The following is a 21,669-nucleotide window of genomic DNA, read 5'->3' on the forward strand; positions in this document are numbered from 1 at the left end:
CCCGGTATAAAGACAGCATGACTGCCGACGTGCCCCAGCCCGCCCGTCCCGCCACGCTGGAGGACGTCGCCACGGTGGCCGGGGTGTCACGGGCGACGGTGTCCCGGGTGATCAACGGGGCGACCACCGTGGACCCGGTGCTGCGGCGGATGGTGGAGGAGGCCGTCGGCACCACCGGTTATGTGCCCAACCGTGCCGCCCGCTCGCTGGTGACCCGGCGCACCGACTCGATCGCGCTCGTCGTCTCCGAACGGGAGCGGCGCACCGTGTCCGAGCCGTTCATCGGGCGGATGTTCTCCGATCCTTACTTCGGGCGAGTGGTCAGCGGACTACTGGAGGTCCTGCGCCCGGCGGGCATCCAACTGGTGCTGATGCTGGCCGACGACCAGGAGTCCCGGGACCAGTTGCTGTCCTACCTGCGTCACGGGCATGTCGACGGGGTGGTGCTGATCTCGTCGCACGCCGAGGATCCGCTCCCGGGGCTGCTGTACGACACGCGGCTGCCCGCCGTGCTCGCAGGGCAGCCCCGCAGGCCGACGCCGATCACCTATGTGGAGGCGGACCAGCGGGCCGGGGCCCGGCTGGCGGCCGATCACCTGGCCTCGCTGGGCCGTTGCCGGATCGGCACCGTGTCCGGCCCGCAGGACATGCCGGCCGGTCAGGCACGGCTCACCGGTTTCCTGGACGCGCTCGCCTCGCACGGCATCCGGGACGTGGCGGCCGCGGAGGGCGACTTCACTCATGCGGGCGGCGCGGCGGCGATGCGGCGGCTGCTCGCGGACCGGCCGGACCTGGACGGCGTCTTCATCGCGTCGGACCTGATGGCTCTGGGCGCCGTTCCGGTGCTGCAGCGGGCCGGCAAGGACGTGCCCGGCGATGTCGCCCTCGTCGGCTTCGACGACAGCAGCGCGGCCCTGGCCTGCGATCCACCGCTGACCACCGTGCGGCAGCCGGTGGAGGAGATGTCCGCGGAGATGGCGCGGCTGTTGCTGAGGCAGATCGGCAAGCCGGGGCCGCCGGCGCCCTCGGTGATCTTCCATCCGACGCTGGTCCGGCGCCGGTCGGCCTGACCGGAGCACCCGGGGTGGTCAGCCCCGCGCTCCGGTGCCCGCATCCCTCTCCCTGCCGGGGCCGCGGAGTCCGTCACCGCCACCCCGCACGGTCCCCCGCCCCGTCCGGCGGCTCGGCCTGCCCTCCCGCCCCACCGGCACCTGCGGCCCCGAGACCTCGCGCAGCCAGCGCCTCAGGACCCGGTGCACGGCCTCCGCGCCGATCAGTTCGGCCGCCTGTTCCCCGCCTTCGGCGGCGGACGCGTACAGGGGGTCCGTCATTCCGGGCGGCCAGAGCAGGAAGGGCCGGGACTGCTCCCCGCCCAGGCCGCCGTGGGAGCCGATCTGCTCCTCGAAGGCGTGCACCGTGCCGGTCTCGGGGTCGTACATCGAGTTGACCATCACATCGGCGACGTGCGGGAACGTGTCGGTGCGCCGGACCGCATCGGCCGCGCCCGGGCCGAAGGGGGCCAGCGGGCCCTGTCCGTCCTTCAGTTCCGCCACCGGGATCCGCGCGCCGTCGCGCCCCAGCACCACCGATCCGTCGCGCTCGCTGCGGACGAGGAGGAAGCCGATTCCGGGGTGGTTGGCGAGCGTGCCGAGCAGGGCGGGGTGTCGGCGGTCGAGCTGTTCCTGCGAGGCGCGGCCGTCGATGTCGGGGAAGGAGATCAGGCCGAGGTTGCCTGAGGCGAGGACGACCGGCTCCGAGGCCTTCGCCACCTGCTTCTCCTCACCTGCGGCGACCGGGCGGTGGAGCGCGATCCGGACCGCGTCGCGTGCCTCGGAGCCGCTCCGGGTGCTCTGGGCCCTGCGGGGCACGGGCAGCCCGCTGCCCGCACGCACCAGGTCCTTGAGCGTCAGCCCGTACGCTCCGGCGAAGGTCTCCCCGGGGCTCTGGCCGTGGTCGGACAGGAGCACGATGCGGTAGTCACGCGGGGTGTGTTCGACGACCTCGGCGATCAGCGCGAGTGAGCGGTCCAGCCGGGCGAGGACCTTCTCGGCGTCCCGGCTGCGCGGCCCCGAGTGGTGGGCCACTTCGTCGTAGGCGACGAGATCGGCGTAGACGGCGGTCCGTCCGGCGAACATGTCCCCCATGACGGCGGCGACCACCACATCGCGTTCGACGACGGTCGCGAAGGCCCGGATGAAGGGGTAGAGCCCGCCGCGCTTGATCCGGGGCGTCTCCTTGCGGATCCGGGCCCGGGTCGACTGTCCGATCTCGCGCCCCACCTCGGCGACGAACGAGAGCGCGGTACGGACGGCGTTGGCGGGGTCGGAGAAGTAGGCGAAGTAGCCGGCCCTGGAGCGGCGCCCCTTGCCACGCCGGGCGGCCATCGACAGGACGAGGGCGAGCTGGTCGGCGCCGCCGCTGAAGAGGTTGCCGCGGCTGGCGCCGTCGAGGGTGAGCAGTCCGCCGTCACGCGTGCGCACGATGGCGCGGCGCTGCAGCTCGAGGGCGCTGGCCGGTCTGCTGGAGACCATGACGTCGCCGGTCTCCTTCTCGTACCAGCGGAAGGCGGGGACGTCGTGGTTGCTGCCGTGCAGGATGCCGAGCTGGCTGGCCCCGGTCTGGCTGGACCAGTCGGTACGCCACGGGAGGAGGCGGTGGCCCTCGGTGCCGGCCAGCCAGTGGGCGACGGTCGGCATGACCCCGTCGGCGGCGGCCTGCGCGAGGACGTCGTGGCCTACGCCGTCGAGCTGGATGAAGACGGTGCCGGGCGGCCCTTCGCCGTCCGCACCGCCCGTGCCGCTGCGGCGGCGACGGCGTTCGGCCAGGCGCGAGAGCCTGCGGCGGTAGGCGTTGTCGTCCCTGACCGCGAGTGCCGTGGAGGTGGCGGAAGCGACGGCGGACATGACGGCCGCGACGACGACGGCCGTCTCCGGGGCGGCGACACCCCGTCCGTCCGGGATGAGCCGCAGCGCGATCAGGAGCAGCGAGCCGTTGAGGAAGAAGACCAGCATGCCGAGGACGAGGGCCGGCACGATGAGCAGGGCCCGTACGAGAACGGGCCAGACCAGCGCCGAGAGCAGGCCGAACGCGCCCGCGCCCCATGCCGCCGTGAAAGCGGTCTTGGTCACGCTGTCGCCGTCGTCCGACTGGAGCTGGAAGTCCGGCAGAATCCCGGCGAGCGCCAGCATCGTGAGCGTCGAGACCGCCCACACCAGGATCACTCGCATCAGGGCGCTACCGGCTCTTCGCCATCGCCCGTCACCCACGCCGCTGCCACCTCACGTCCGGGCCCGCCGTTCCGAGCCCTGCCCCAGCCTTTCACAGCGGGCCCGGCGCTCGGCGCCGCCGTGAGCGGTGGGCCCGCTGGTCAGCAGCCGTCGTACCCGGCGGTCGGCATGGAGAGTCTGCGATGCACGCTGGCTTTGGTGCGGGAGCTGTACTGCGGTTCGTCGAGGCCGGCGATCTCCAGGCGTACGCCGCGCCGCTCGCACTCCGCGGCGAACTGCGGCACCGAGGCGATGGCGCGGGCGAGTACCCGGTCGGTGGGGGCGACGAAGAGTTCGACCTCACCGCCCTCGACGTCTGCCCAGAGCGCGTGGTGGTCGGGGCGCAGTCCGTAGAAGCGCAGTTGCCGGGTGACGACGTAGCCCTGGTCGGCGGCCCACCGGGCGCACATGGCGTGCTGGCTGCGGGTGTCCACGAGGAACGGATCGCTGTCGAGTTCCTCCAGCGGCGTGAGACTGGCGATGGCCGCCACCCGTACGTCCCCCATGACCGGTCCCCCGTGCTAGGCGTTCTCCGACCCTACCGGCCGGATTCCCGTACCTGAAGGCGCACGTCAGGGCGGGAAGGGGCGCTCGAGAGCGCCCGGGCGCGCCGGGGAGGCCCCGGAGGGGGCCGTCCGCCCCGTAGGCTCGTCGGCAGGTCCGGAGAACAGGAGGCGGCTGGTGCCGGTGGAGATCACCTGGTGGGGTCATGCCACCTGCACGATCGAGGACTCCGGTGTGCGGGTCCTGACCGACCCGCTCTTCGTACGGCGCTTCGCGCATCTGCGCCGGCGGCGCGGTGAGCTGCCCGGCCCGGCGGCCGCGGTCGCCGATGTCGTGCTGATCTCGCATCTGCACTCCGACCATCTGCACCTTCCGTCCCTGGCCCGCATCGCCCCGGGCGCCCGGCTGGTCGTCCCCCTGGGGGCTGTCCGGGCGGTGCCGGGGCTCCGGGTGCTGCGCCGGATGCGCGGGCTGCGGATCACCGAGGTGGCGGCGGGCGACGAGGTGCGCGTCGGCGAGGTGCGCGTCAGGGCCGTGCCGGCGCTGCACGACGGGCGGCGCCTCCCGGTCGGCCCGCACCGCTCCCCCGCGCTCGGTTACGTCGTCGAGGGCGAGGCACGCACGTACTTCGCCGGGGACACCGGGCTCTTCGACGACATGGCGCACGCGGTCGGTCCGGTGGACGTGGCCCTGCTGCCGGTCGGCGGATGGGGGCCGTACCTGGGCCACAGTCACCTCGACGCGACGCGTGCCGCCGAGGCGCTGGCCCGCATCGCGCCGCGGGCCGCGGTGCCGGTGCACTACGGCACGTACTGGCCCATCGGGATGGACGCGGTCCGGCCCCACGAGTTCCACTCGCCGGGTGACGAGTTCGTGCGCCAGGCGGCGCTGCGGGCTCCCGGGGTGGCGGTGCACCGGCTGGAGCACGGCGAGCACGTGCGGCCGGGAGCCACCGGGTGATACACGAGTTCCTCGGACGGACGGTGCTGCTGCCGCCGGAGTCGACGCAGCAGGCGGTCGGCTACCCCTCGCTGTTCCTCCTGGTCGCGCTCGGCGCCCTGGTGCCGGTGGTGCCGACGGGTGCGCTGGTGAGCTCGGCGGCCGTGGTGGCCGTTCACCGGTCGTCGCCGTTCGCGCTGCTGATCGTGTTCGTGGTGGCGTCGTCCGCGGCGTTCCTCGGGGACATCTGCCTGTACTGGCTGGGGCAGCGCGGGGTGCGGTCGAAGAACGGTTCCAAGTGGCTGCGGGCGATCAGCGACCGGGCCGCGCCCGAGCGGCTCGCGCAGGCGCAGCAGAAGCTCGACGAGCACGGGGTGATGGTGCTGGTGCTGTCCCGGCTGGTGCCGGCAGGGCGGATCCCGGTGATGCTGGCGTGTCTGCTGAGCCGGATGCCGCTCAAGCGGTTCGCGCGGGGCGATGTGCCGGCCTGTCTGGCCTGGGCCGCCACGTATCAGCTGATCGGGATCCTGGGCGGCTCCCTGTTCCCGGAGCCGTGGCAGGGCGTGGTGGCGGCGGTGGGCCTGACGCTGCTCATCAGCGGGGCGCCGGCGCTGTGGCACCGGTTGCGCGCCTGGTCCGGGCGGTGACTGGGGTCCGGGTCAGCCGCTGACCGCACGCGGTTCGCTCGTGGTGTCGAGGACGCGCGAGCCGCCGATCGGCAGGTCCCAGAGCCGCTCGCGCGGGTGGCCGGCCCGTCGCCACGCGGTGCGCAGCCGGGTGAGGGGTTCGAGTACGGGTTCCGCGGACAGCAGGAAGGTCGCCCAGTGCATGGGCGCCATGGCGCGGGCGCCGAGATCCTCGTACGCCTGCACCGCCTCCTCCGGGTCCGCGTGCACGTCGGCCAGCCACCAGCGCGGCTCGTACGCCCCGATGGGCAGCAGGGCGAGATCGATGCCGGGGTGGCGGCGGCCGATCTCGGTGAACCAGTGGCCGTATCCGGTGTCGCCGGCGAAGTAGATCCGCCCTCCCCTGCCGGGTCCGGCGGTGTCCTCGATCACCCAGCCGCCCCACAGCGAGCGGCAGGTGTCGGTGAGGGTGCGCTTGGACCAGTGGTGCGAGGGCACGAAGTCGAAGCGGACGCCGTCCAGTTCCGCCGACTCCCACCAGTCGAGCTCGGTGACGCAGCCGAAGCCGCGGCGGCGGCACCAGCGGCCCAGGCCGGCCGGGACGAACAGCGGGGTGTGCCGGGGCAGCCGGCGCAGGGTGGGTGCGTCGAGATGGTCGTAGTGGTTGTGGCTGATGATGACGGCGTCGACCCTCGGCAGGTCCTCCCAGCGCACGCCGACGGGGGTGATCCGCGCCGGGGTGCCGAGGATGCGGCGGGACCAGACGGGGTCCGCGAGCACGGTCAGTCCGCCGGTACGGATGATCCAGCTGGCGTGACCGGCCCAGGTGACGCAACTGGTTCCGGCGGGGGTGGGGGGCAGCGGCTCGGGGGCGTACGGCAGCCGGTGGATGCCGCGCAGACCCTCGGCGTTGGGCCGGATGGAGTGTTCTCGGGCCAGCCGGGACATGCCCGCCATGCCGGGGAGGGGCGCGGTGAGCCGGTCGGCGAAGCTGCCGGGCCAGGACCTCACCTCTCCGAGAGGACGCGGGGCGACCACCTCACCGCAGGTCACACGGCGCGGGTCCCGGGCGAGGGAGCGCTCAGTCTGTTCCGTCATCGAGGACTCCCGTCTCGGAGAGCGTCGGCGCAGCGTGTCAGCGAAGTTCGTCGAGGGCTGCCCGGAACATGCTCAGCGCTGCCGCGACATGCGGCAATTCGAGGGGTTCCGCAGCGGTGAGGGACTCCGTCTGCTGCCGCGGGGTCGATCCGAGCAGCGCTCCGGTGCCCAGCCGCACCCGCAACGCGCCCAGTTCGTCGCCGAACCGGTGGCCGCCGGGGGCGGGGGCACCGAGCCGGTCCGAGAGGTACTCCTCCAGCTCCAGCGAGTCCGTGACCCCGCGGGCGGCGAGCCGGGAGCGCAGCGGGCCGAGGTCCGCGTACAGATGACGGCCGGCCTGCGGGGGCCGGGCCAGCGCGCCGGAGGCGAGGACCGCCCGGTGGGCCTCCGCGGCGACCCGGGCCTGGAGGGCCGCGGCCCGGCGGACGCGTTCGATGACGGCGTCCGGTTCGCGCAGCGCATGGGCGGCCGCCGCCGCGACCGGGCCCGCGACGAGGGCGCCGAGCGCGGTGAGAACGTCGAGCGTACGGGCGTGGCGCACCGCCGAGCGCTCGGTGTCCGGGAACCGGGCGACGGCGACCGGCCAGGCCGACGGGGTCAGCGCACCCGCCAGGTCGGAGACGACCGTCACGTCGTCGGGGCACATCTCGGCCGGGCTGAGCAGCACCGTGTCGTGCGGCCTGTGCAGGGTGTCGCGCCAGGTCTCGTCGCTGACGATGTGCAGCCCCTCGGCGACGGCCGCCTCGCACGCCTCACGCACCAGTTCCGGCGGGGCGACCGTGGCGGTGGGGTCGTCCACCACCGAGATCAGCAGCAGCCGTGGTCGTCCCCCCTCGGCGCGCACCCGGCGCACGGTCTCCAGGAGCGCGTACGGGTCGGGCACGCCTCCGCACTCGGCGGGGGTCGGGACCTGGTAGGCGGGCCTGCCCAGCAGCCGGGCCTGCGGGATCCAGGAGGCGGGGCAGGGACGCGGCACCAGTACGTCGCCGCCGTGCGCGGCGATCAGGGCGAGCACCAGCGGCGAGGTGCCGGGCGCGGCGGCGATGTGTTCGGGACCGCCGCGCAGGCCGCGCCGGTCCCAGTAGGCGCGGGCCGCCTCGCGCAGGGACGCCGAGCCGCCCGCAGGTTCGGGCTCGCCGCCGGCCGCGGCGGCGGCGAGGACCTCGGCGAGTTCGGGCAGGACCGGCAGCCCGGGGTCCGGTGCGGGAGGCCCGTACCGTACGGGCCCGCGGTCCTCCCGGACCCCGGGCGCGCCGTGCCCCTGACGTCCGGTCCGCTCCCGGCCCATCCGGGCCTCCTTCGCCGCCGCTCGGTCACCGTGCCCGTCGCCCGGGCCGTGTCCGCCCCTTTATACGAGGGAATGGAGCGGGGCGCCTGCGCTACCGCGAAGCCGTCCGGACGGCCGTAGCACGACCTCGCCGAGGACGCCCGACGGGCGCGGGAACCGCACCGCACCGCGACGGCCCCATTGACACTCGCCCCGCCGCGTCATTACGGTCACGCCAGGATTTCGAACGAGTGCCGAAATATCGAACAAGACGAGGGGCAACTCCCGTGCGTATCACCGGAATCAGCACACATGTGGTCGGAACACCCTGGCGCAACCTCACCTATGTGCAGGTCCATACCGACGAGGGCCTCACCGGCGTGGGTGAGACCCGGATGCTCGGCCGCACCGACGCGCTCATCGGCTACCTGCGCGAGGCGGAGGCCAACCACATCTCCGGTTCGGACCCGTTCGCCGTCGAGGACCTGGTACGCCGGATGAAGTACGGCGACTACGGGCGGGCCGGCGAGATCGTGATGTCCGGCATCGCGGTCGTCGAGATGGCCTGCTGGGACATCAAGGGCAAGGCGCTCGGCGTCCCGGTGTGGCAGCTGCTCGGCGGGAAGGTCACCGACCGCGTCAAGGCGTACGCCAACGGCTGGTACACCACCGAGAGGACCCCGGAGGCCTACCACAAGGCCGCCTCGGCAGTCGTCGCGCGCGGCTACCGGGCCCTGAAGATCGACCCGTTCGGTACGGGCCACTTCGAGCTGGGCCAGGAGGAGACCCGCTACTCCGTGTCGCTCATCGAGGCGGTGCGGGACGCCATCGGCCCGGACACCGAGCTGATGCTGGAGATGCACGGCCGCTTCAGCCCCTCCACGGCGGTGCGGATCGCCCACGAGATGGCCCCCTTCCGCCCGGCCTGGCTGGAGGAGCCGGTGCCGCCGGAGAACCTCAAGGCCCTCGCCAAGGTGGCGGCCAAGGTCGACATGCCGATCGCGACGGGCGAGCGCATCCACGACCGCATCGAGTTCCGCGAGCTCTTCGAGTCGCAGGCCGCAGACATCATCCAGCCGGACGTCGGCCACATCGGCGGCATCCTGGAGACCCGGAAGCTCGCCGCCACGGCGGAGACCCACTACACACTGATCGCCCCGCACAACGTCGGCGGCTCGGTGCTGACAGCGGCCAGCCTCCAGGTCGCGGGCTGCACACCCAACTTCAAGATTCTCGAGCACTTCAACGACTTCGCGGACGCCGACATCAAGAAGGTCGTCCGCGGCGCCCCCCAGGTCGACCCCGTGACCGGCTGCTTCGAGCTCTCCGACGCCCCCGGTCTCGGTGTCGAGCTCGATGTGGACGCGGCCGCCGAATTCCCGCAGCAGCAGGCCCGGTTCGACCTGTGGGCCGACGGCTGGGAGAAGAGGCAGCCCAAGTGAGCGGACAGGCCGCCCGCTCGCGGGCGATCACCATCGACCGGCCGGGCGAGCACCGGCTGACGGACGGACCCGTCATGGAACCCGGCCCGGGCGAGGTCCGGGTCCGGGTGGCCGCCGCCGGGATCTGCATGAGCGACCGCGAGGTGTACGACGGCCATCGCGACCCGCAGTACGTGCGCTACCCGGTGGTGCCCGGCCACGAGTGGTCGGGCACCGTGGAGGCCGTGGGCGCGGGCGTCGACCCCGCCCTGACCGGTCGGCGCACGGTCGCCGAGGGGTTCCGTTCCTGCGGGAGCTGCGAACGGTGCCGCACCGGTGAGACCTCGCTCTGCACGGCGGGGTACGACGAGACGGGCTTCACCCGGCCCGGGGCGTTCGCCGACCATGTCGTGGTGCCCGCACGGCTGTTGCACCCGCTGGCCGACGACGCGGACCTGCGCGCCGCCGCACTCCTGGAGCCGGCGGCCGTGGTCGCCGCGGCCGTGCGGGCCGGTTCGCCGGAGCCGGGCGAGCGGATCGCGGTCGTGGGTGCGGGAACGCTCGGGCTGCTCGCGGTCCAGCTGCTCGCCGCGGTGTCCCCCGGTGAGCTCACGGTGATCGATCCGAGGGAGGAGCGGGCGCGCCAGGCACTGCGCTTCGGGGCGAGCGAGGCCCTGGCGCCCGAAGAGGCCGCGCAGGTGCACGGCCGGTACGACCTGGTGGTGGAGACGGCCGGGGCCGCGACCACCGCGGCCGACGCCTGCCTGCTCGCGCGGCGCGGGGGCCGGGTCGTGCTCACGGGGATGTTCGCGCAGGGGGCCGTCGGCATCGACCCGGTGCACCTGTCGCTGAGCCAGCTCACGGTGCGCAGTGTGTTCGGGGCGTCCTCCGCTTCCTGGTCGTACGCGGTGCGGGCGTTCACCGCGGGACTGCTCGATCCGGCAGCGCTGATCACGCACGAGTACCCGCTGGAGCGGTTCGCGGAGGCCGTCGCACTGGTCGGGGGCGGTGGCACGGGGACGGGCAAGGTGCTGATGCGTCCCTGAGGGCCGTCCCGCAATTCCTGGCGGGACAGCCCTTCGGCCGTGCCCGATCCCCTGCGCGGGTGGCCGCTCTCCCCGCCGCCCCTTCACCCGAACCTCGTCCGACCCACCGAACACGAAAGGTCGCTCATGACCTCCGTATCCCCTGCCCGTACCGGAGTCCGGCGACCGGGCGAGCCCGCGCTCAGCGCGCTCGGGCTCGGCGCCCCCGCCGCAGACCCGGCCGACACGTCCCCGCACACCTTTCCCGACGGCGGCACATGGCGGACCGAGATCCCGTCCGTGGAGGGGCCCGAGGCGCTGTCCGTCGTCCTGAAGGAGAGCGCGCGGCTCGACGTCCCCGTCCACCGGATCAGTCAGGGCAGCGGTGTCTGGATGCTCGGTGACGCCGAGATCACCGACATGGTCGAGGGCTGCGCCGAACGCGGTATCGAGCTCTGCCTGTTCACCGGCCCGCGCGGCAGCTGGGACACGGGAGCCTCGTTCCGCACCGATTCGGGCGGGGCCGGGTTGCGCGCCCGTGGCCATGACGCCCTGGCCGGCTGCGTCGAGGACGCTCTGCGGGCTGCCGAGCTGGGCGTGAAGTGCCTGCTGGTGGCGGACGAGGGAGTGCTGTGGACGCTGCACCGGCTGCGCGAGCAGGGCGTGCTGCCCGCCGACACGACGTTCAAGGTGTCCGCCCTGGTCGGGCCGGTGAACCCCGCCTCCTTCGCCGTCTACGAACAGCTCGGGGCGGACTCGGTCAACATCCCGTCCGACCTGACGCTCGCTCACTTCACGGAGATCCGGCGGGCGTCGGCGGCTCCGATGGACCTGTACATCGAGGCACCGGATGATCTCGGCGGGTATGTGCGGATGTACGAGGCGGCCGAGCTGATCCGCCGCGGGGCTCCGCTCTACCTCAAGTTCGGCCTGTCCAAGGCACCCGGCATCTACCCGTACGGCGCCCATCTGCGCAATGTCGCCCTGGATACGGCCCGAGAGCGGGTGCGCCGTGGCCGGCTGGTGCTGGATCTGCTGGCCCGGCACGGCGCCGACGGGAACATGTCACCGCTGGGCTCCCGGCTGCCGGGCATCCTGCGGCGCTTCCCGGCGCAGTGATCCACTGGGCGGGTCCATGACCCGGACCCGCCCGGCTCCCCCGCTCCTCAGCCCGCGAAGGCCGTACCGGGTACGCCCCGGCCGGCGTCCGGGAGGACCAGCAGCGACCCCGAGAGGGGATGCGGTCCGTCGAGACCGGTGCGGGCGGTGGAGATGTAGAGGTCGCGCAGGTCGCGGCCGCCGAAGGTGCAGGCCGTGGGGCGTCGCACCGGCAGTTCGACCACGCGGTCCAGCTTGCCGTCGGGTGTGTAGCGGCGCAGCGCGGCGCCGTCCCACAGGGCGACCCAGACGGCCCCCTCCGCGTCGACCGTCAGACCGTCGGGGTAGCCCGCGCCCTCGTCCACGGTGGCGAACGGGCGGCGGCCGGTGACCTGTTCGCCGCCCACGTCGAAGACGTCGATCCGGCGGGTCGGTGTGTCGACGTAGTACATCAGCCGGCCGTCCGGGCTCCATCCGGTGCCGTTGCTGCAGGTCACCGACGGCAGCACCCGGGTGGCCGTGCCGTCGGGGGCGACACGGGTGAGGCTGCCGCCGGCCTCCGATTCGTCGTAGCGCATGGTGCCCGCCCAGAGCGCCCCGTCCGGGGCCACCGCGGCGTCGTTCCCGCGCCGTCCCGGCTCGGCGTCGTGGACGAGCCAGCGGAAGGCCCCGTCCGTGTCGTAGAGGCCGATTCCGTCACGCAGATTGACGACGAGGCCGCCGCCCGCCCGCGGCTTGGCCGCACCGACATGCTGTTCGGTGGCCATGACGGTGCGCCGGCCGTCGGCGGGGTCGTAGGTGTGGATGCGGGCGGACAGGATGTCGACCCAGATCAGCCGCCCGGCGACCGGGTCCCAGGTCGGGCCCTCCCCGAGTTCGGCGTGTTCCCGTACGGCGACGTCGAGGCGCGGGCGGCTCACATCTCCCTCCGGTGGTGTCCGAGCCGGCCGGAGAGCGCCTCGGCGCCTTCGGCGGCGAGCGCGGCCAGTTCCGCCTCACGCTCCTCGCTCCAGCGGATCATGGGGACGGAGACGGAGAGCGCGGCGACGACCCGGCCGGACCGGTCCCGTACCGGCGCGGCGACGCAGCTCACGTCGGGGTTGGACTCCCTGTGCTCCACCGCGACGCCCCGCTCCCGTACGGAGGCGAGCGCGGCACGCAGCTCCTCCTCGTCCGTGATGCTGTCAGGGGTCATCCCCGTCAGTTCGAGCCCGTCGAGGCGGGCGTCGAGCTCCCGCTCGGGAAGGGCCGCGAGCAGCATCTTGCCGACCGAGGTGCAGTGGGCGGGCAGCTTTCGGCCGGCTGCCGACACCATGCGGACCGCGTGGGTGGAGTCCACCTTGGCGATGTAGATGACGTCGGTGCCCTCCAGGATCGCCACGTGGACGGTCTCACCGCAGGTCTCCGCGACCTGCCGGGCCACCTGCTGCCCCTCGGCTGCGAGGTCGAGCTGTTCGGCGTACCGGCTGCCGAGCTGGTAGGTGCGCACACCGAGGCGGTAGCGGCCGGGCTGGTCGGGGACGGTGACCACGTACGAGCGGGCGGCGAGCGTGGTCAGCAGCTCATGGACGGTGGTGCGCGGGAGCTGCAGCTTGCGGGTGACCTCGGGCGCGGAGAGCGTACCGTCGCCGTGGAGGAAGAGTTCGAGTACGTCCAGCGCCCGGGTCACCGCGGGGACGAGTCGCCCCATGGTCGTGCACCACCCTCTCGTGTTCGACATTCCGGCCAGTGACCGGCATCACGAACACAGGCTAGACGTGGCGCACTTGCCGGGGCAATGACGGGGTGATGTGCGGCACCCGAAACAGGGATGAGCAGGGGCCCTTCATACCCATATATGCGCATATGACGCATGGGTCGCGTCGACGCGTGAGCGTCCTCGCGCACGTTTCGGGCGCGCCTGCCGGTTCGGCGGGGGCGGGCAGGGTATTCGCTGTTCCATGTCTTCACCGAACTCCTCTTCACCTCTGGCGAGACCCGCCGGGCTGCGGGCCGCTCTGCACCGGAGCGACCTGGCCGTGTTCCAGAACCTGGCCCAGCGGCACTGGCCGGCCGCCGGGCCCGTGCTGCCGCGGCTCAGTCGCAGCGCCAACCACGGACTGCTGTGGGTCGGTGCCGCGGCGGGCATCGCCGCATTCGGCGGCAGTGCCCGCGCCCGGCGGGCGGCACTGCGGGGCATCGCGTCGCTGGCGGTCGCCTCGGCCGCGATCAATACGGTCGGCAAGGGGGCGGTCCGCAGGGAGCGGCCGATACTGGACGCCGTGCCGGTGATACGGCGACTGAAGCGCCAGCCGGTCACCACGTCCTTCCCTTCGGGCCATGCCGCTTCGGCCGCCGCGTTCGCCACCGGGGTGGCGCTCGAGTCGAAGGGGTGGGGGGCTGTCGTCGCGCCCGTCGCACTGTCGGTGGCCGCCTCGCGCGTCTACACCGGAGTGCACTACCCGAGCGATGTGCTGGCCGGTGCCGCGCTCGGCGTAGGGGCGGCGTTCGCCCTGCGCGGCATCGTGCCGACACGGGGTCAGTTGCCCGCACCGGGTCGGCCGCCCGCAGACGCGCCCGCGCTGCCGGACGGCCAGGGCCTGGTCGTCGTCGTCAACCAGGAGTCGGGGACGGCCACGGCCACGGCGGCGCTGGTGCGGGGCGCCCTGCCGCACGCGGAAGTGGTGGAGTGCGCCCCGTCGGAACTCTCCGCCGAACTGGAGAAGGCCGCCGGCCAGGGCCGGGCGCTGGGGGTGTGCGGCGGTGACGGCACGGTCAACCAGGCGGCGGCGGTGGCCGCGGTGCACGGTGTGCCACTCGCCGTGTTCCCCGGCGGGACACTGAATCACTTCGCCTACGACCTGGGCATAGAAACGGTGGCCGACGTCTGCTCCGCGCTCTCCGCCGGAAGCGCGGTCCGGGTGGACCTGGGCCGGTTCCGGCCCGGGCCGGACGGACCCGGCGGCGCCGACGGCTACTTCCTCAACGCCTTCAGCCTGGGCGTCTATCCGGAACTGGTGCGGACACGCGAGCGCTGGGCCCCGCGGATCGGCGGCTGGCCCGCCGGCGTCCTCGCGGCTTTCGAGGCACTGGGCGGCCAGCGTCCACTGGAAGCCGAACTACAGGGCCGCAGAAGGCCCCTGTGGCTGTTGTTCGTCGGCAACGGCCTGTTCCAGCGGGTAGGGCCGGCGCCCGGCCGACGGCACAATCTCGCGGACGGGCTGCTGGACGTACGCGTCGTCCACGGTGGCCGGACCCCCGGTCTGCGACTGCTGGCGGCGGCTGTCGCCGGCCCCCTGACCCGCTCACCCATCCACGCGGCGGAGCGACGTCGGCGTATCCGTATTTCCGGGCTGAAGCCGGGCACCCCGTACGCGTACGACGGCGAAGTGGCGCACAGTCAGGGCGACCTGATGATCGACAAACTGCCGGAGGCACTGACGGTCTACTGCCCGAGGCCCGTCTGACACGCGCCGGAGCCAGGGTGAACGAAGGGCGGCCGACGCCGAGTCGGCCGCCCTTTCACGTGGGCCCCCACTTTCCTCTTCGTCCACATGGCAAGATGCCCATCTCATTATTCGGCAGCTGGGCATACGGTGACCGTACCGATCAGCGCTTCGCGGTCCGCTCTTCGCGGGTCGCGCTCGAGAGAGGATGCACGGTCATGCCGAAGGAGACCGCCGTCTACACACACGGCCACCACGAGTCGGTGCTGCGCTCGCACCGCTGGCGTACCGCCGCCAACTCGGCGTCCTACCTCATCGGCGAACTCCGCTCCGGAATGAGCCTGCTGGACGTCGGGTGCGGGCCCGGCACGATCACCGCGGACCTGGCCGCACTGGTGGCGCCGGGCCGCGTGACTGCCGTCGACACCACGCAGGAGATCCTCGCCCAGGCAGCCGACACCGCATCCGAACGCGGCCTGGACAACGTCGAGTTCGCCGTCGCCGATGTGCACGCCCTCGATTTCCCCGACGATTCGTTCGACGTGGTGCACGCCCACCAGGTGCTGCAGCACGTCGGCGACCCGGTGCAGGCGCTGCGCGAGATGCGGCGGGTCTGTCGCCCCGGTGGCATCGTCGCCGCCCGCGACAGCGACTACGCCGCCATGAGCTGGTTCCCCGAGTCGCCGGTCATGAACGCCTGGCAGCAGTTGTACGGCCGGGTGGCGCGAGCCAACGGGGGCGAGCCGGACGCGGGCCGCCGACTGCTCTCCTGGGCTCGCGAGGCGGGTTTCACCGACATCATTCCGACAGCCGCCTCCTGGTGTTTCGCCACCCCGGAGAGCAGGGACTGGTGGAGCGGGCTGTGGGCGGACCGCACCGTCGGCTCGGTCTACGCCGAGCTGGCGGTCGACGGCGGCCACGCGACGCCCGGAGAGCTCACCGCGATCGCGGAGGCCTGGCGCACCTGGGGCGAACAGGGTGACGGCTGGTTCATGGTCCCGCACGGCGAGATCCTCTGCCGGGCCTGAGCGCGCCCGGGCCCCTCCACCGAATCGATCACACACCGCTGACCGGCCAACTACCCTGTTCGGCATGGAAATCCTGGGAACCACGCTGCGTATCTGCGTCGACGACCTGGAGGCCGCGGTGGCCTTCTACGAGGACCTCACGGCGAGTCCGGCGCTGCGTTTCGAACGCGGCGGGGTGTCCGTGGCCGCCGTCAGCTGCTTTCTGCTGATGAGCGGCCCCGAGTCCGAGCTGGAGATCCTGCGCAAGGTGACCGCGACCATCGCGGTGAAGGACGTCGACGAGGCCCATGCCTCCCTGACCCGGGTGGGCGCCCGCGTCATCGCGGGCCCGGTGCCCACCCCGGTCGGCCGTAATCTGATCGCGGTGCACCCGGACGGCTCGGTCTTCGAGTACGTCGACCGCAACCGGGCCGTCTGACCCGCCGTCCCGGCCCCCGGCGGGCGGCACCGTCGGTCGCCGCCGTCAGCAGCACCGACACCGCCACCAGTGATCGTGCGGCCACAGCCGCAGAGGCGCACCCCACGCTGTTTTGCCGGAGGTGAACACCGGCCCGATCCGGCTCGACGATCACTACGATCCGGTCCCATGACGACGATTACCACGCGGACGGTCGAGTACCCGGCCGACGGTCTGACGATGATCGGGCACCTCGCGCTCCCGGCCGGTGTCGACCGCCGGCCTGCGGTGCTGCTCGGACCGGAGGGCATGGGACTCAGCGACGTCGAGCGCCGCCGGGCCGATGCTCTCGCCGAGCTGGGATACGTAGCACTGGCCTTCGACCTTCACGGCGGGCGCTATCTGGGCGACCCCGAGGAGATGCTGGGCCGTTGCATGCCGCTGCTCGCCGACCCCGGCCGGATGCGGGGTATCGGCCATGCGGCGCTCGACGTGTTGCGCGCCGAACCGCGGACCGACCCCGACCGGATCGCCGCCGTCGGCTACGGCACCGGGGGCGCGATCGGGCTGGAACTCGGGCGCGACGGCGTCAGCCTGCGCGCGATCGGGACAGTCAACGCAACTACCACGGGCCGACCGGGCGAGGCGGCGCGCATCCGCTGCCCGGTGTGGGCCGGGGTCGGGTCGGAAGACCCGATCATGTCGCCCGCGCAACGGGACGCGTTCACCGCCGAGATGCAGGCCGCCGGCGTCGACTGGCGCCTCGTCGTCTACGGCGGAGCCCTGCACGCCTTCCACCACCCACCGGTCGACCACCCCACCGTCCCCGGCGTCGGCCACCACCCACGGCACGCGCAGCGAGCCTGGGACGACATCGTCGGCCTGCTCGACGAGTGCCTGCCCGTAACGGAGTGATCTGGTCGGCGACCGCGGCTCCGGGCCGCGAACCGGGCCTGGCGTATTCCGGTTCCGCCCCCGCCCAGGTCATCGCTCTCACCCCACCACTCCGGAGCCGCAGCGGGCGTTCGCCTGACGGGGGTGGCGATCCAGTCGGAGACCGACCGCATCCGGGGGCCGCGGACGCACTACGCATCACCGGCGCGATGCGTACCGTCTCCCGCTGCCGGCGCCGTCATCCCTGCGATCGCGTCCGGTAGTTGTACGCGTTCCGAGAGCCGCGGACACGGTACGCGTCACCACCGCCATGCGTACCGTGCGCCGCTGCCGATGCCGTCACCCCCGCGGCCGCATCCGGAAGTTGTACGCGTCCGGCAGCGGTTCACCGGTGAGTTCCGTGAGTTCGGCCCACACCTCGTCCAGGATCTCCGCGCCTTCGCGCAGATCGGCGACCTCGAAGCCCTCGTCGAACAGGGCGCGAGCGGCCGCCCGGTCTCCCTCCGCGAGAAGGAGACGCGCCTCCAGCAGTCGGAAGCGGCCCCGGAGGCGGATTCCCGGGAGCAGACCGGCCCAGACGACGCGGGCGTCGGCGGTGCGGCCCGCCGCCAGCAGCGCCTCGATCGCCTCCCGGCCGAGGGCAGCCGTGGCCGCCGTCCAGGCCTCGCCGTCGTCGCGGCGCTCCGCGCACAGGTCGCCGAACGCCTCCGTGTAGTGGTCGGCCGCCCGGTCCCCCTGACCGCTCTCCTGGGCGGCGACGGCGAGGCAGCGCAGCAGCGGCCAGCGGGACGGGACGAGGGCCAGCCCGCGCTCCCAGCTGCGGACCGCCTGGGCGCGGTCGTCGGCGTGCCACTGGGCGACGCCCAGGTGGTATTCGGTGAGCGGCTCGGCGGAAGCCGTCTCCAGCATGTCGCGCCAGTGCGGGGAGACGAGACTGGGCCCGGGCGGGGCGCCGCGGCGGGCTTCGGGGAACGCGCCCTGTTCCAGGAGTTCGAGCCAGGGCTCCTGCTGCTCACCGAGCGTGGACGGCGCGAAAGGGGTACCTGGGAGCTCGTACCCGGCACGCCGCACTTCGAGGGCGCCCCAGCCCGATCCTGTGGCGAGGATCTCGCCCGGCTCCGTGTCGGCGCACCGCCGCCACGCGTCGTACGCGGCGTCCACATCGACGCGCGGCAGTGCCTCGGCGAGCCGCTGCTCGGCCTCGGCGCGGGCCGCGGCCCAGTCGCCGCCGTGCACGGTCGCGGGGTCCGCGCTCAGCGGCCCGTACGACTCCAGCCAGCTGAACTCGCCGCCGGGCTCCAGCGGCACGTGCTCCAGCTGGGTACGGGCGAGCCCGGCCTGGATCTCGGCGTAGCCGACCGTGCCGGGCTCGGTGAGCCACTCCTGCCAGCGGCGGCCACCCGGCCCGCTGCCCCACAGGAAGAGCTTGCGGCCGCGCAGCAGATCGGTGGATGTCTGGACGAGTCCGTGGCCGTGCTCGTCGAGGGAGGCGATCCAGCGGCGGGCGCCGTCGGGCACCTCGTAGAAGTAGTCGGCGGGGAAGTCGCTGCGGAGCGGGTACGTGCGGTCGACACCCCCGGTCTCGGGCATCGGAACCCGGGTCAGCGTGCGCTCGTATCCGAAGTGCCAGGCTTCGTCGGCGGGCGCCAGCACCCGGGTGCCTTCGCCCTCCGGGACGGCGATGTTGGACCACCAGTAGACCGGTGCGGGGTGTTCGTGCGGGTTGCGTATCCGTACGCCGACATGGAGGAAGTCGGAGTCCTCCGGCAGCCAGAGATCGACCTGGAACGGCAGGTCGCGCAGCCGCTCCCACTCCCAGAGACGGACCATCTCGCCGCCGTCGGGCGCCGGGACCCGGGCGGCGTGCACCGGCGCGCAGGAAAGAGTGGTGTGGCCGGTCGCGCCGATGTTCCACTCGATGCCACCGGAGAACCAGGCGCCGTTGAGCGCGAAGTCGGCGGGCTGCAGCACGGGGTTGGTGTAGACGAGGTCGCGGCCGGTGGGCTTGTGGAAGAGGGAGTGGATGCGCCCGCCGAGGCCGGGGAGAACGGTGGCCCGGAGCCGGTCGTTCTCGATGACGATCGCGTCGAGGTCCGTGGGGGTGCGCTCGCGTCCGTAGCCGTCGAGGATCGCCACGGGAAGGACGGTGGCGAGGGGCGCGTGACCGATCTGGCGGGCCATGTCACGGGGAAGTCCTGCCCGGTCCCGGTCGTCGACCACATGCATCTCGTCGAGGGGCCGCAGCGCGGGCAGTGGATTCTCCGGCCCCGTCGCCGCCGCGGGCAGGGTCAGTACGGTGCGTCGTACGGTGGTGGCCAAGGCAACCTCGCTCCCTCGCGCGGGCCGCCGCAGGTCCGGGCGCCCCCCGATGACCATGGAACACGCTGGATGGCGCCCGGACCAGGGGATCGGCCGTCAGACTTCGGCAAAAGCCGCGACCACCAGGCCGGTGAGCAGCGCCCCCGCCGTGCCGTCCGGGTCGAGGTCGGGGTCGTAGACCGTGACGTTGAGGCCGACGCAGCGGGGCGAGCGGACCAGTGTCCGCAGCAGCGGGCCCAGTTCGCCGGGGAGCAGTCCGCCGTCGTCGGGACTGTCGACGGCCGGCATGACCGAGGGGTCGAGTACGTCGGCGTCCAGGTGGACCCAGTAGCCGTCGACCGCCGGGCTCTCCAGGCTCCGCACGATCGCGCCCGCCACCTCGGCTGCGCCCTGCTCGCGGATCTCACCGACGGTCGCCACCGGGATCTTCAGCTCGGCGAGCTCGGCACGGTCCTTGTCGTAGTCGCGGATGCCGAGGACGCGCACGTCCTCGTCCCTGAGATAGGGCCGCAGCCCTTCCAGAGCGGCGAGGTCGTCCTGTCCCCGGCCGGTCGCGATGGCCAGCTCCTCACCGGCAGCGGCGCCGATCCCGCCGCCGTTGCCCTCATGACGGAAGTCGGCGGACCCGTCGACCGACACCAGTCCGTACCGGCCGATCCGGCGCAGGGCGAGCGAGGCGCCGAGCTGGATGGAGCAGTCGCCGCCCAGGACGAGAGGGAAGTCACCGGCCCGCACATGCCGCTCGACGCGGTCGGCGAGGGTGCGGGTGTACCGGGCGATCGCGGCAGCGTTGAAGACCCCGTCCCCTTCCTGCCATGCCCCGAGGTCGTAGCGGGGCGGTACGACCACCCCGCCCTCGGACGCGCCGAGCCGCTGCACGATCCGCTGCTCCCGCAGTGCGCCGGCGAGCTTGTAGCAGCCCGGTACGGTGCCGGGGGCCGGGGGACGGAGTCCCAGGTTGGAGGGGGCGTCGAGCACCACAATATTCCGCATGCGCCCCATCCTCTTCGCCCTAGGCTTGCTCCTCAATCGGTTTGCGTAAGTGGAATGCGACAGGAACGGCGGGACACGATGAGCACGCAGCACACGTACCGAGTGATCGTGCGCGGCACGTGGGAGGGGCTCACGGACGGGGCCCGGGAGCGTCTGCTGGCCGAGGTGGACCAGCACGGTCTGACCGCGATGCAGTTCAGCGAGGAGGGATCACTGACCTACGACCGCGTACTCAAGCACTTCAGCTTCCGCTACGTGGTGGTCTCGGACGCCGGGGACGGCGAGGAGATGGCGGCAGCGATCGCCGAGGACCGCGCGGAGACCGCGTTGCGGAAGGCCGGCTACGGGCACGGCGCGCTGCGGTCCACCGCGACGGACATGGACACCATGAAGATCAACTTCAAGGGGCGGCGGGGGCCGGGGGCGGAGTGACGCCGTACCACCGCTCCTCCCTCACCCCTTGATTCATCTATCGAAATTCGATAGATTTCCATCGTGACTCGATGGAAGGGCAAGCCGTGGGAAAACTGACCGTAGGTGCGCTGCGCGCCGTGCTCGTGGTGGTGCTCACCGGCACCGTGGCGGTACAGGTATTGATGCTGTGGACGTTGATCAGCGGGAACGACCCGGAGGACGGGTCGGTCCCCCTGACCCCGCTGCGTCTGCTCACCGTCGCGGGCTTGGCGTCGGCCCAGGTCGCCCTGGTCTGCGTATGGCGGCTGGTGACGATGGTGCGTCGCGGAACCGTGTTCTCCTCCACCGCCTTCCGGTACGTGGACGTCATGATCGGCGCGATCGTGGCGGCTTCCCTCGTGTGGTTCGCGGTGACAGCCGTCAACGCGCCGGGCCAGCGGGAGGACCCGGGCGTCACCGTCATCATGGGCGGGATCGGCGTCGCCGTCCTGGGGGTCGCGCTGATCGTGCTCGTGCTGCGGATGCTGCTCACCCAGGCCGTCGATCGCGAGGCCGAAGCGGCTCACATGCGGGCCGAGTTGGACGAGGTGATCTGATGCCCATCGCCGTTGACATCGACGTCATGCTGGCCAGGCGGAAGATGTCCGTGGGCGAACTCGCGGACCGCATAGGGATCACCCCCGCCAACCTGGCGGTACTGAAGAACGGCCGCGCCAAGGCAGTGCGCTTCGCGACGCTCGCCGCGCTCTGCGAGGTCCTCGAGTGCCAGCCGGGCGACCTGCTGCGCTGGGAGACCGAGGAGGCCGAGGGCGAATAGCGCGCCCGGGGCGGCCCGGACGGCGCCCGGCACCACCGCCCGCCGCACCGCTCACGGCCGTGAGGCACGCTTCCTCACCTCCCTCATACACCGCCTTCACATCCTTGTACGATTTCGATGCGACGGGCGAGGAGACAC

At 72.8% G+C, this 21,669-nt stretch carries 21 protein-coding genes; 13 read left to right on the forward strand and 8 right to left on the reverse strand.

Going from position 1 to position 21,669, the window contains the following annotated elements; translation table 11 throughout:
- Positions 1-17: 17 nt before the first annotated feature.
- A complete protein-coding gene (locus ABZ434_RS19900) occupies positions 18-1,070 on the forward strand; it encodes a LacI family DNA-binding transcriptional regulator (RefSeq protein ID WP_359138227.1) in 1,053 nt (350 codons plus the stop codon).
- A gap of 18 nt (positions 1,071-1,088) precedes the next feature.
- Here the strand turns inward: ABZ434_RS19900 and ABZ434_RS19905 are convergent, their stop codons facing one another.
- Both ABZ434_RS19905 and ABZ434_RS19910 read right to left on the reverse strand, forming a co-directional pair.
- Entirely contained in the window at positions 1,089-3,227 is a 2,139-nt protein-coding gene (locus ABZ434_RS19905) for an alkaline phosphatase family protein (protein WP_359138230.1), read from the reverse strand.
- A gap of 140 nt (positions 3,228-3,367) precedes the next feature.
- Positions 3,368-3,772 (reverse strand): hypothetical protein, encoded by a 405-nt coding sequence (locus ABZ434_RS19910; RefSeq protein WP_359138233.1) that lies wholly within the window; start codon positions 3,770-3,772, stop codon positions 3,368-3,370.
- Between the two features lie 175 nt (positions 3,773-3,947).
- On the opposite strand from ABZ434_RS19910, the gene ABZ434_RS19915 reads away from it, so the two are divergent.
- Entirely contained in the window at positions 3,948-4,730 is a 783-nt protein-coding gene (locus ABZ434_RS19915; RefSeq protein ID WP_359138236.1) for an MBL fold metallo-hydrolase, read from the forward strand.
- Positions 4,727-5,356 carry a DedA family protein gene (locus ABZ434_RS19920; RefSeq protein WP_359138239.1) on the forward strand — a complete coding sequence of 210 codons (630 nt, stop codon included), beginning with the start codon at positions 4,727-4,729 and terminating at the stop codon, positions 5,354-5,356. Before ABZ434_RS19915 ends, ABZ434_RS19920 begins: the two co-directional genes overlap by 4 nt.
- Positions 5,357-5,368: 12 nt before the next feature.
- On the opposite strand, the gene ABZ434_RS19925 is transcribed toward ABZ434_RS19920, so the two are convergent.
- Positions 5,369-6,433 (reverse strand): MBL fold metallo-hydrolase, encoded by a 1,065-nt coding sequence (locus tag ABZ434_RS19925; RefSeq protein ID WP_359138242.1) that lies wholly within the window; start codon positions 6,431-6,433, stop codon positions 5,369-5,371.
- A gap of 37 nt (positions 6,434-6,470) precedes the next feature.
- On the reverse strand, positions 6,471-7,721 hold the full coding sequence (locus ABZ434_RS19930) for an aminotransferase class I/II-fold pyridoxal phosphate-dependent enzyme (RefSeq protein ID WP_359138245.1): 1,251 nt from the start codon (positions 7,719-7,721) through the stop codon (positions 6,471-6,473).
- Positions 7,722-7,987: 266 nt separating this feature from the next.
- Between ABZ434_RS19930 and ABZ434_RS19935 the strand changes: the two genes are divergently transcribed.
- The 3 genes from ABZ434_RS19935 to ABZ434_RS19945 all read left to right on the forward strand — a co-directional run bounded on the left by ABZ434_RS19935 (position 7,988) and on the right by ABZ434_RS19945 (position 11,265).
- Positions 7,988-9,142, forward strand: coding sequence for a mandelate racemase/muconate lactonizing enzyme family protein (locus ABZ434_RS19935; RefSeq protein WP_359138248.1), 1,155 nt, complete (start codon positions 7,988-7,990; stop codon positions 9,140-9,142).
- Between the two features lie 74 nt (positions 9,143-9,216).
- Positions 9,217-10,167 (forward strand): alcohol dehydrogenase catalytic domain-containing protein, encoded by a 951-nt coding sequence (locus ABZ434_RS19940; protein ID WP_359138311.1) that lies wholly within the window; start codon positions 9,217-9,219, stop codon positions 10,165-10,167.
- A gap of 126 nt (positions 10,168-10,293) precedes the next feature.
- Entirely contained in the window at positions 10,294-11,265 is a 972-nt protein-coding gene (locus ABZ434_RS19945; RefSeq protein WP_359138251.1) for a hypothetical protein, read from the forward strand.
- 47 nt (positions 11,266-11,312) lie between these two features.
- Here ABZ434_RS19945 and ABZ434_RS19950 read toward each other — a convergent pair whose 3' ends face one another.
- A complete protein-coding gene (locus ABZ434_RS19950) occupies positions 11,313-12,164 on the reverse strand; it encodes an SMP-30/gluconolactonase/LRE family protein (protein WP_359138254.1) in 852 nt (283 codons plus the stop codon).
- Positions 12,161-12,934, reverse strand: a complete 774-nt coding sequence (locus tag ABZ434_RS19955; RefSeq protein ID WP_359138256.1) for an IclR family transcriptional regulator — start codon at positions 12,932-12,934, stop codon at positions 12,161-12,163. The genes ABZ434_RS19950 and ABZ434_RS19955 overlap by 4 nt, the downstream gene beginning before the upstream one ends.
- Before the next feature lie 250 nt (positions 12,935-13,184).
- Here ABZ434_RS19955 and ABZ434_RS19960 point away from each other — a divergent pair, with 250 nt between their 5' ends.
- The 4 genes from ABZ434_RS19960 (at position 13,185) to ABZ434_RS19975 (ending at position 17,009) form a co-directional block, all read left to right on the forward strand.
- Positions 13,185-14,690 (forward strand): phosphatase PAP2 family protein, encoded by a 1,506-nt coding sequence (locus ABZ434_RS19960; protein WP_359138259.1) that lies wholly within the window; start codon positions 13,185-13,187, stop codon positions 14,688-14,690.
- Positions 14,691-14,887: 197 nt separating this feature from the next.
- Entirely contained in the window at positions 14,888-15,697 is an 810-nt protein-coding gene (locus ABZ434_RS19965) for a class I SAM-dependent methyltransferase (protein ID WP_359138262.1), read from the forward strand.
- Positions 15,698-15,761: 64 nt separating this feature from the next.
- The gene (locus tag ABZ434_RS19970) at positions 15,762-16,115 is read left to right on the forward strand and encodes a VOC family protein (protein ID WP_359138265.1); all 354 of its coding nucleotides are present in this window, start codon (positions 15,762-15,764) and stop codon (positions 16,113-16,115) included.
- Positions 16,116-16,283: 168 nt separating this feature from the next.
- On the forward strand, positions 16,284-17,009 hold the full coding sequence (locus ABZ434_RS19975; protein WP_359138267.1) for a dienelactone hydrolase family protein: 726 nt from the start codon (positions 16,284-16,286) through the stop codon (positions 17,007-17,009).
- Positions 17,010-17,327: 318 nt separating this feature from the next.
- On the opposite strand, the gene ABZ434_RS19980 is transcribed toward ABZ434_RS19975, so the two are convergent.
- On the reverse strand, positions 17,328-19,307 hold the full coding sequence (locus ABZ434_RS19980) for a DUF5107 domain-containing protein (protein ID WP_359138270.1): 1,980 nt from the start codon (positions 19,305-19,307) through the stop codon (positions 17,328-17,330).
- 96 nt (positions 19,308-19,403) lie between these two features.
- Complete coding sequence (locus ABZ434_RS19985) at positions 19,404-20,300, reverse strand: arginase family protein (RefSeq protein WP_359138273.1); 897 nt, start codon at positions 20,298-20,300, stop codon at positions 19,404-19,406.
- 78 nt (positions 20,301-20,378) lie between these two features.
- Between ABZ434_RS19985 and ABZ434_RS19990 the strand changes: the two genes are divergently transcribed.
- The 3 genes from ABZ434_RS19990 to ABZ434_RS20000 all read left to right on the forward strand — a co-directional run bounded on the left by ABZ434_RS19990 (position 20,379) and on the right by ABZ434_RS20000 (position 21,531).
- On the forward strand, positions 20,379-20,732 hold the full coding sequence (locus ABZ434_RS19990) for a DUF6204 family protein (protein WP_359138276.1): 354 nt from the start codon (positions 20,379-20,381) through the stop codon (positions 20,730-20,732).
- A gap of 86 nt (positions 20,733-20,818) precedes the next feature.
- Positions 20,819-21,310, forward strand: a complete 492-nt coding sequence (locus ABZ434_RS19995; RefSeq protein WP_359138279.1) for a DUF2975 domain-containing protein — start codon at positions 20,819-20,821, stop codon at positions 21,308-21,310.
- Positions 21,310-21,531 (forward strand): helix-turn-helix transcriptional regulator, encoded by a 222-nt coding sequence (locus tag ABZ434_RS20000; RefSeq protein WP_359138282.1) that lies wholly within the window; start codon positions 21,310-21,312, stop codon positions 21,529-21,531. Before ABZ434_RS19995 ends, ABZ434_RS20000 begins: the two co-directional genes overlap by 1 nt.
- The last annotated feature ends 138 nt before the right edge of the window (positions 21,532-21,669 follow it).

The organism is Streptomyces sp. NPDC005761, from assembly GCF_040630635.1.
In the GTDB taxonomy this organism is placed as follows: Bacteria; Actinomycetota; Actinomycetes; order Streptomycetales; family Streptomycetaceae; genus Streptomyces.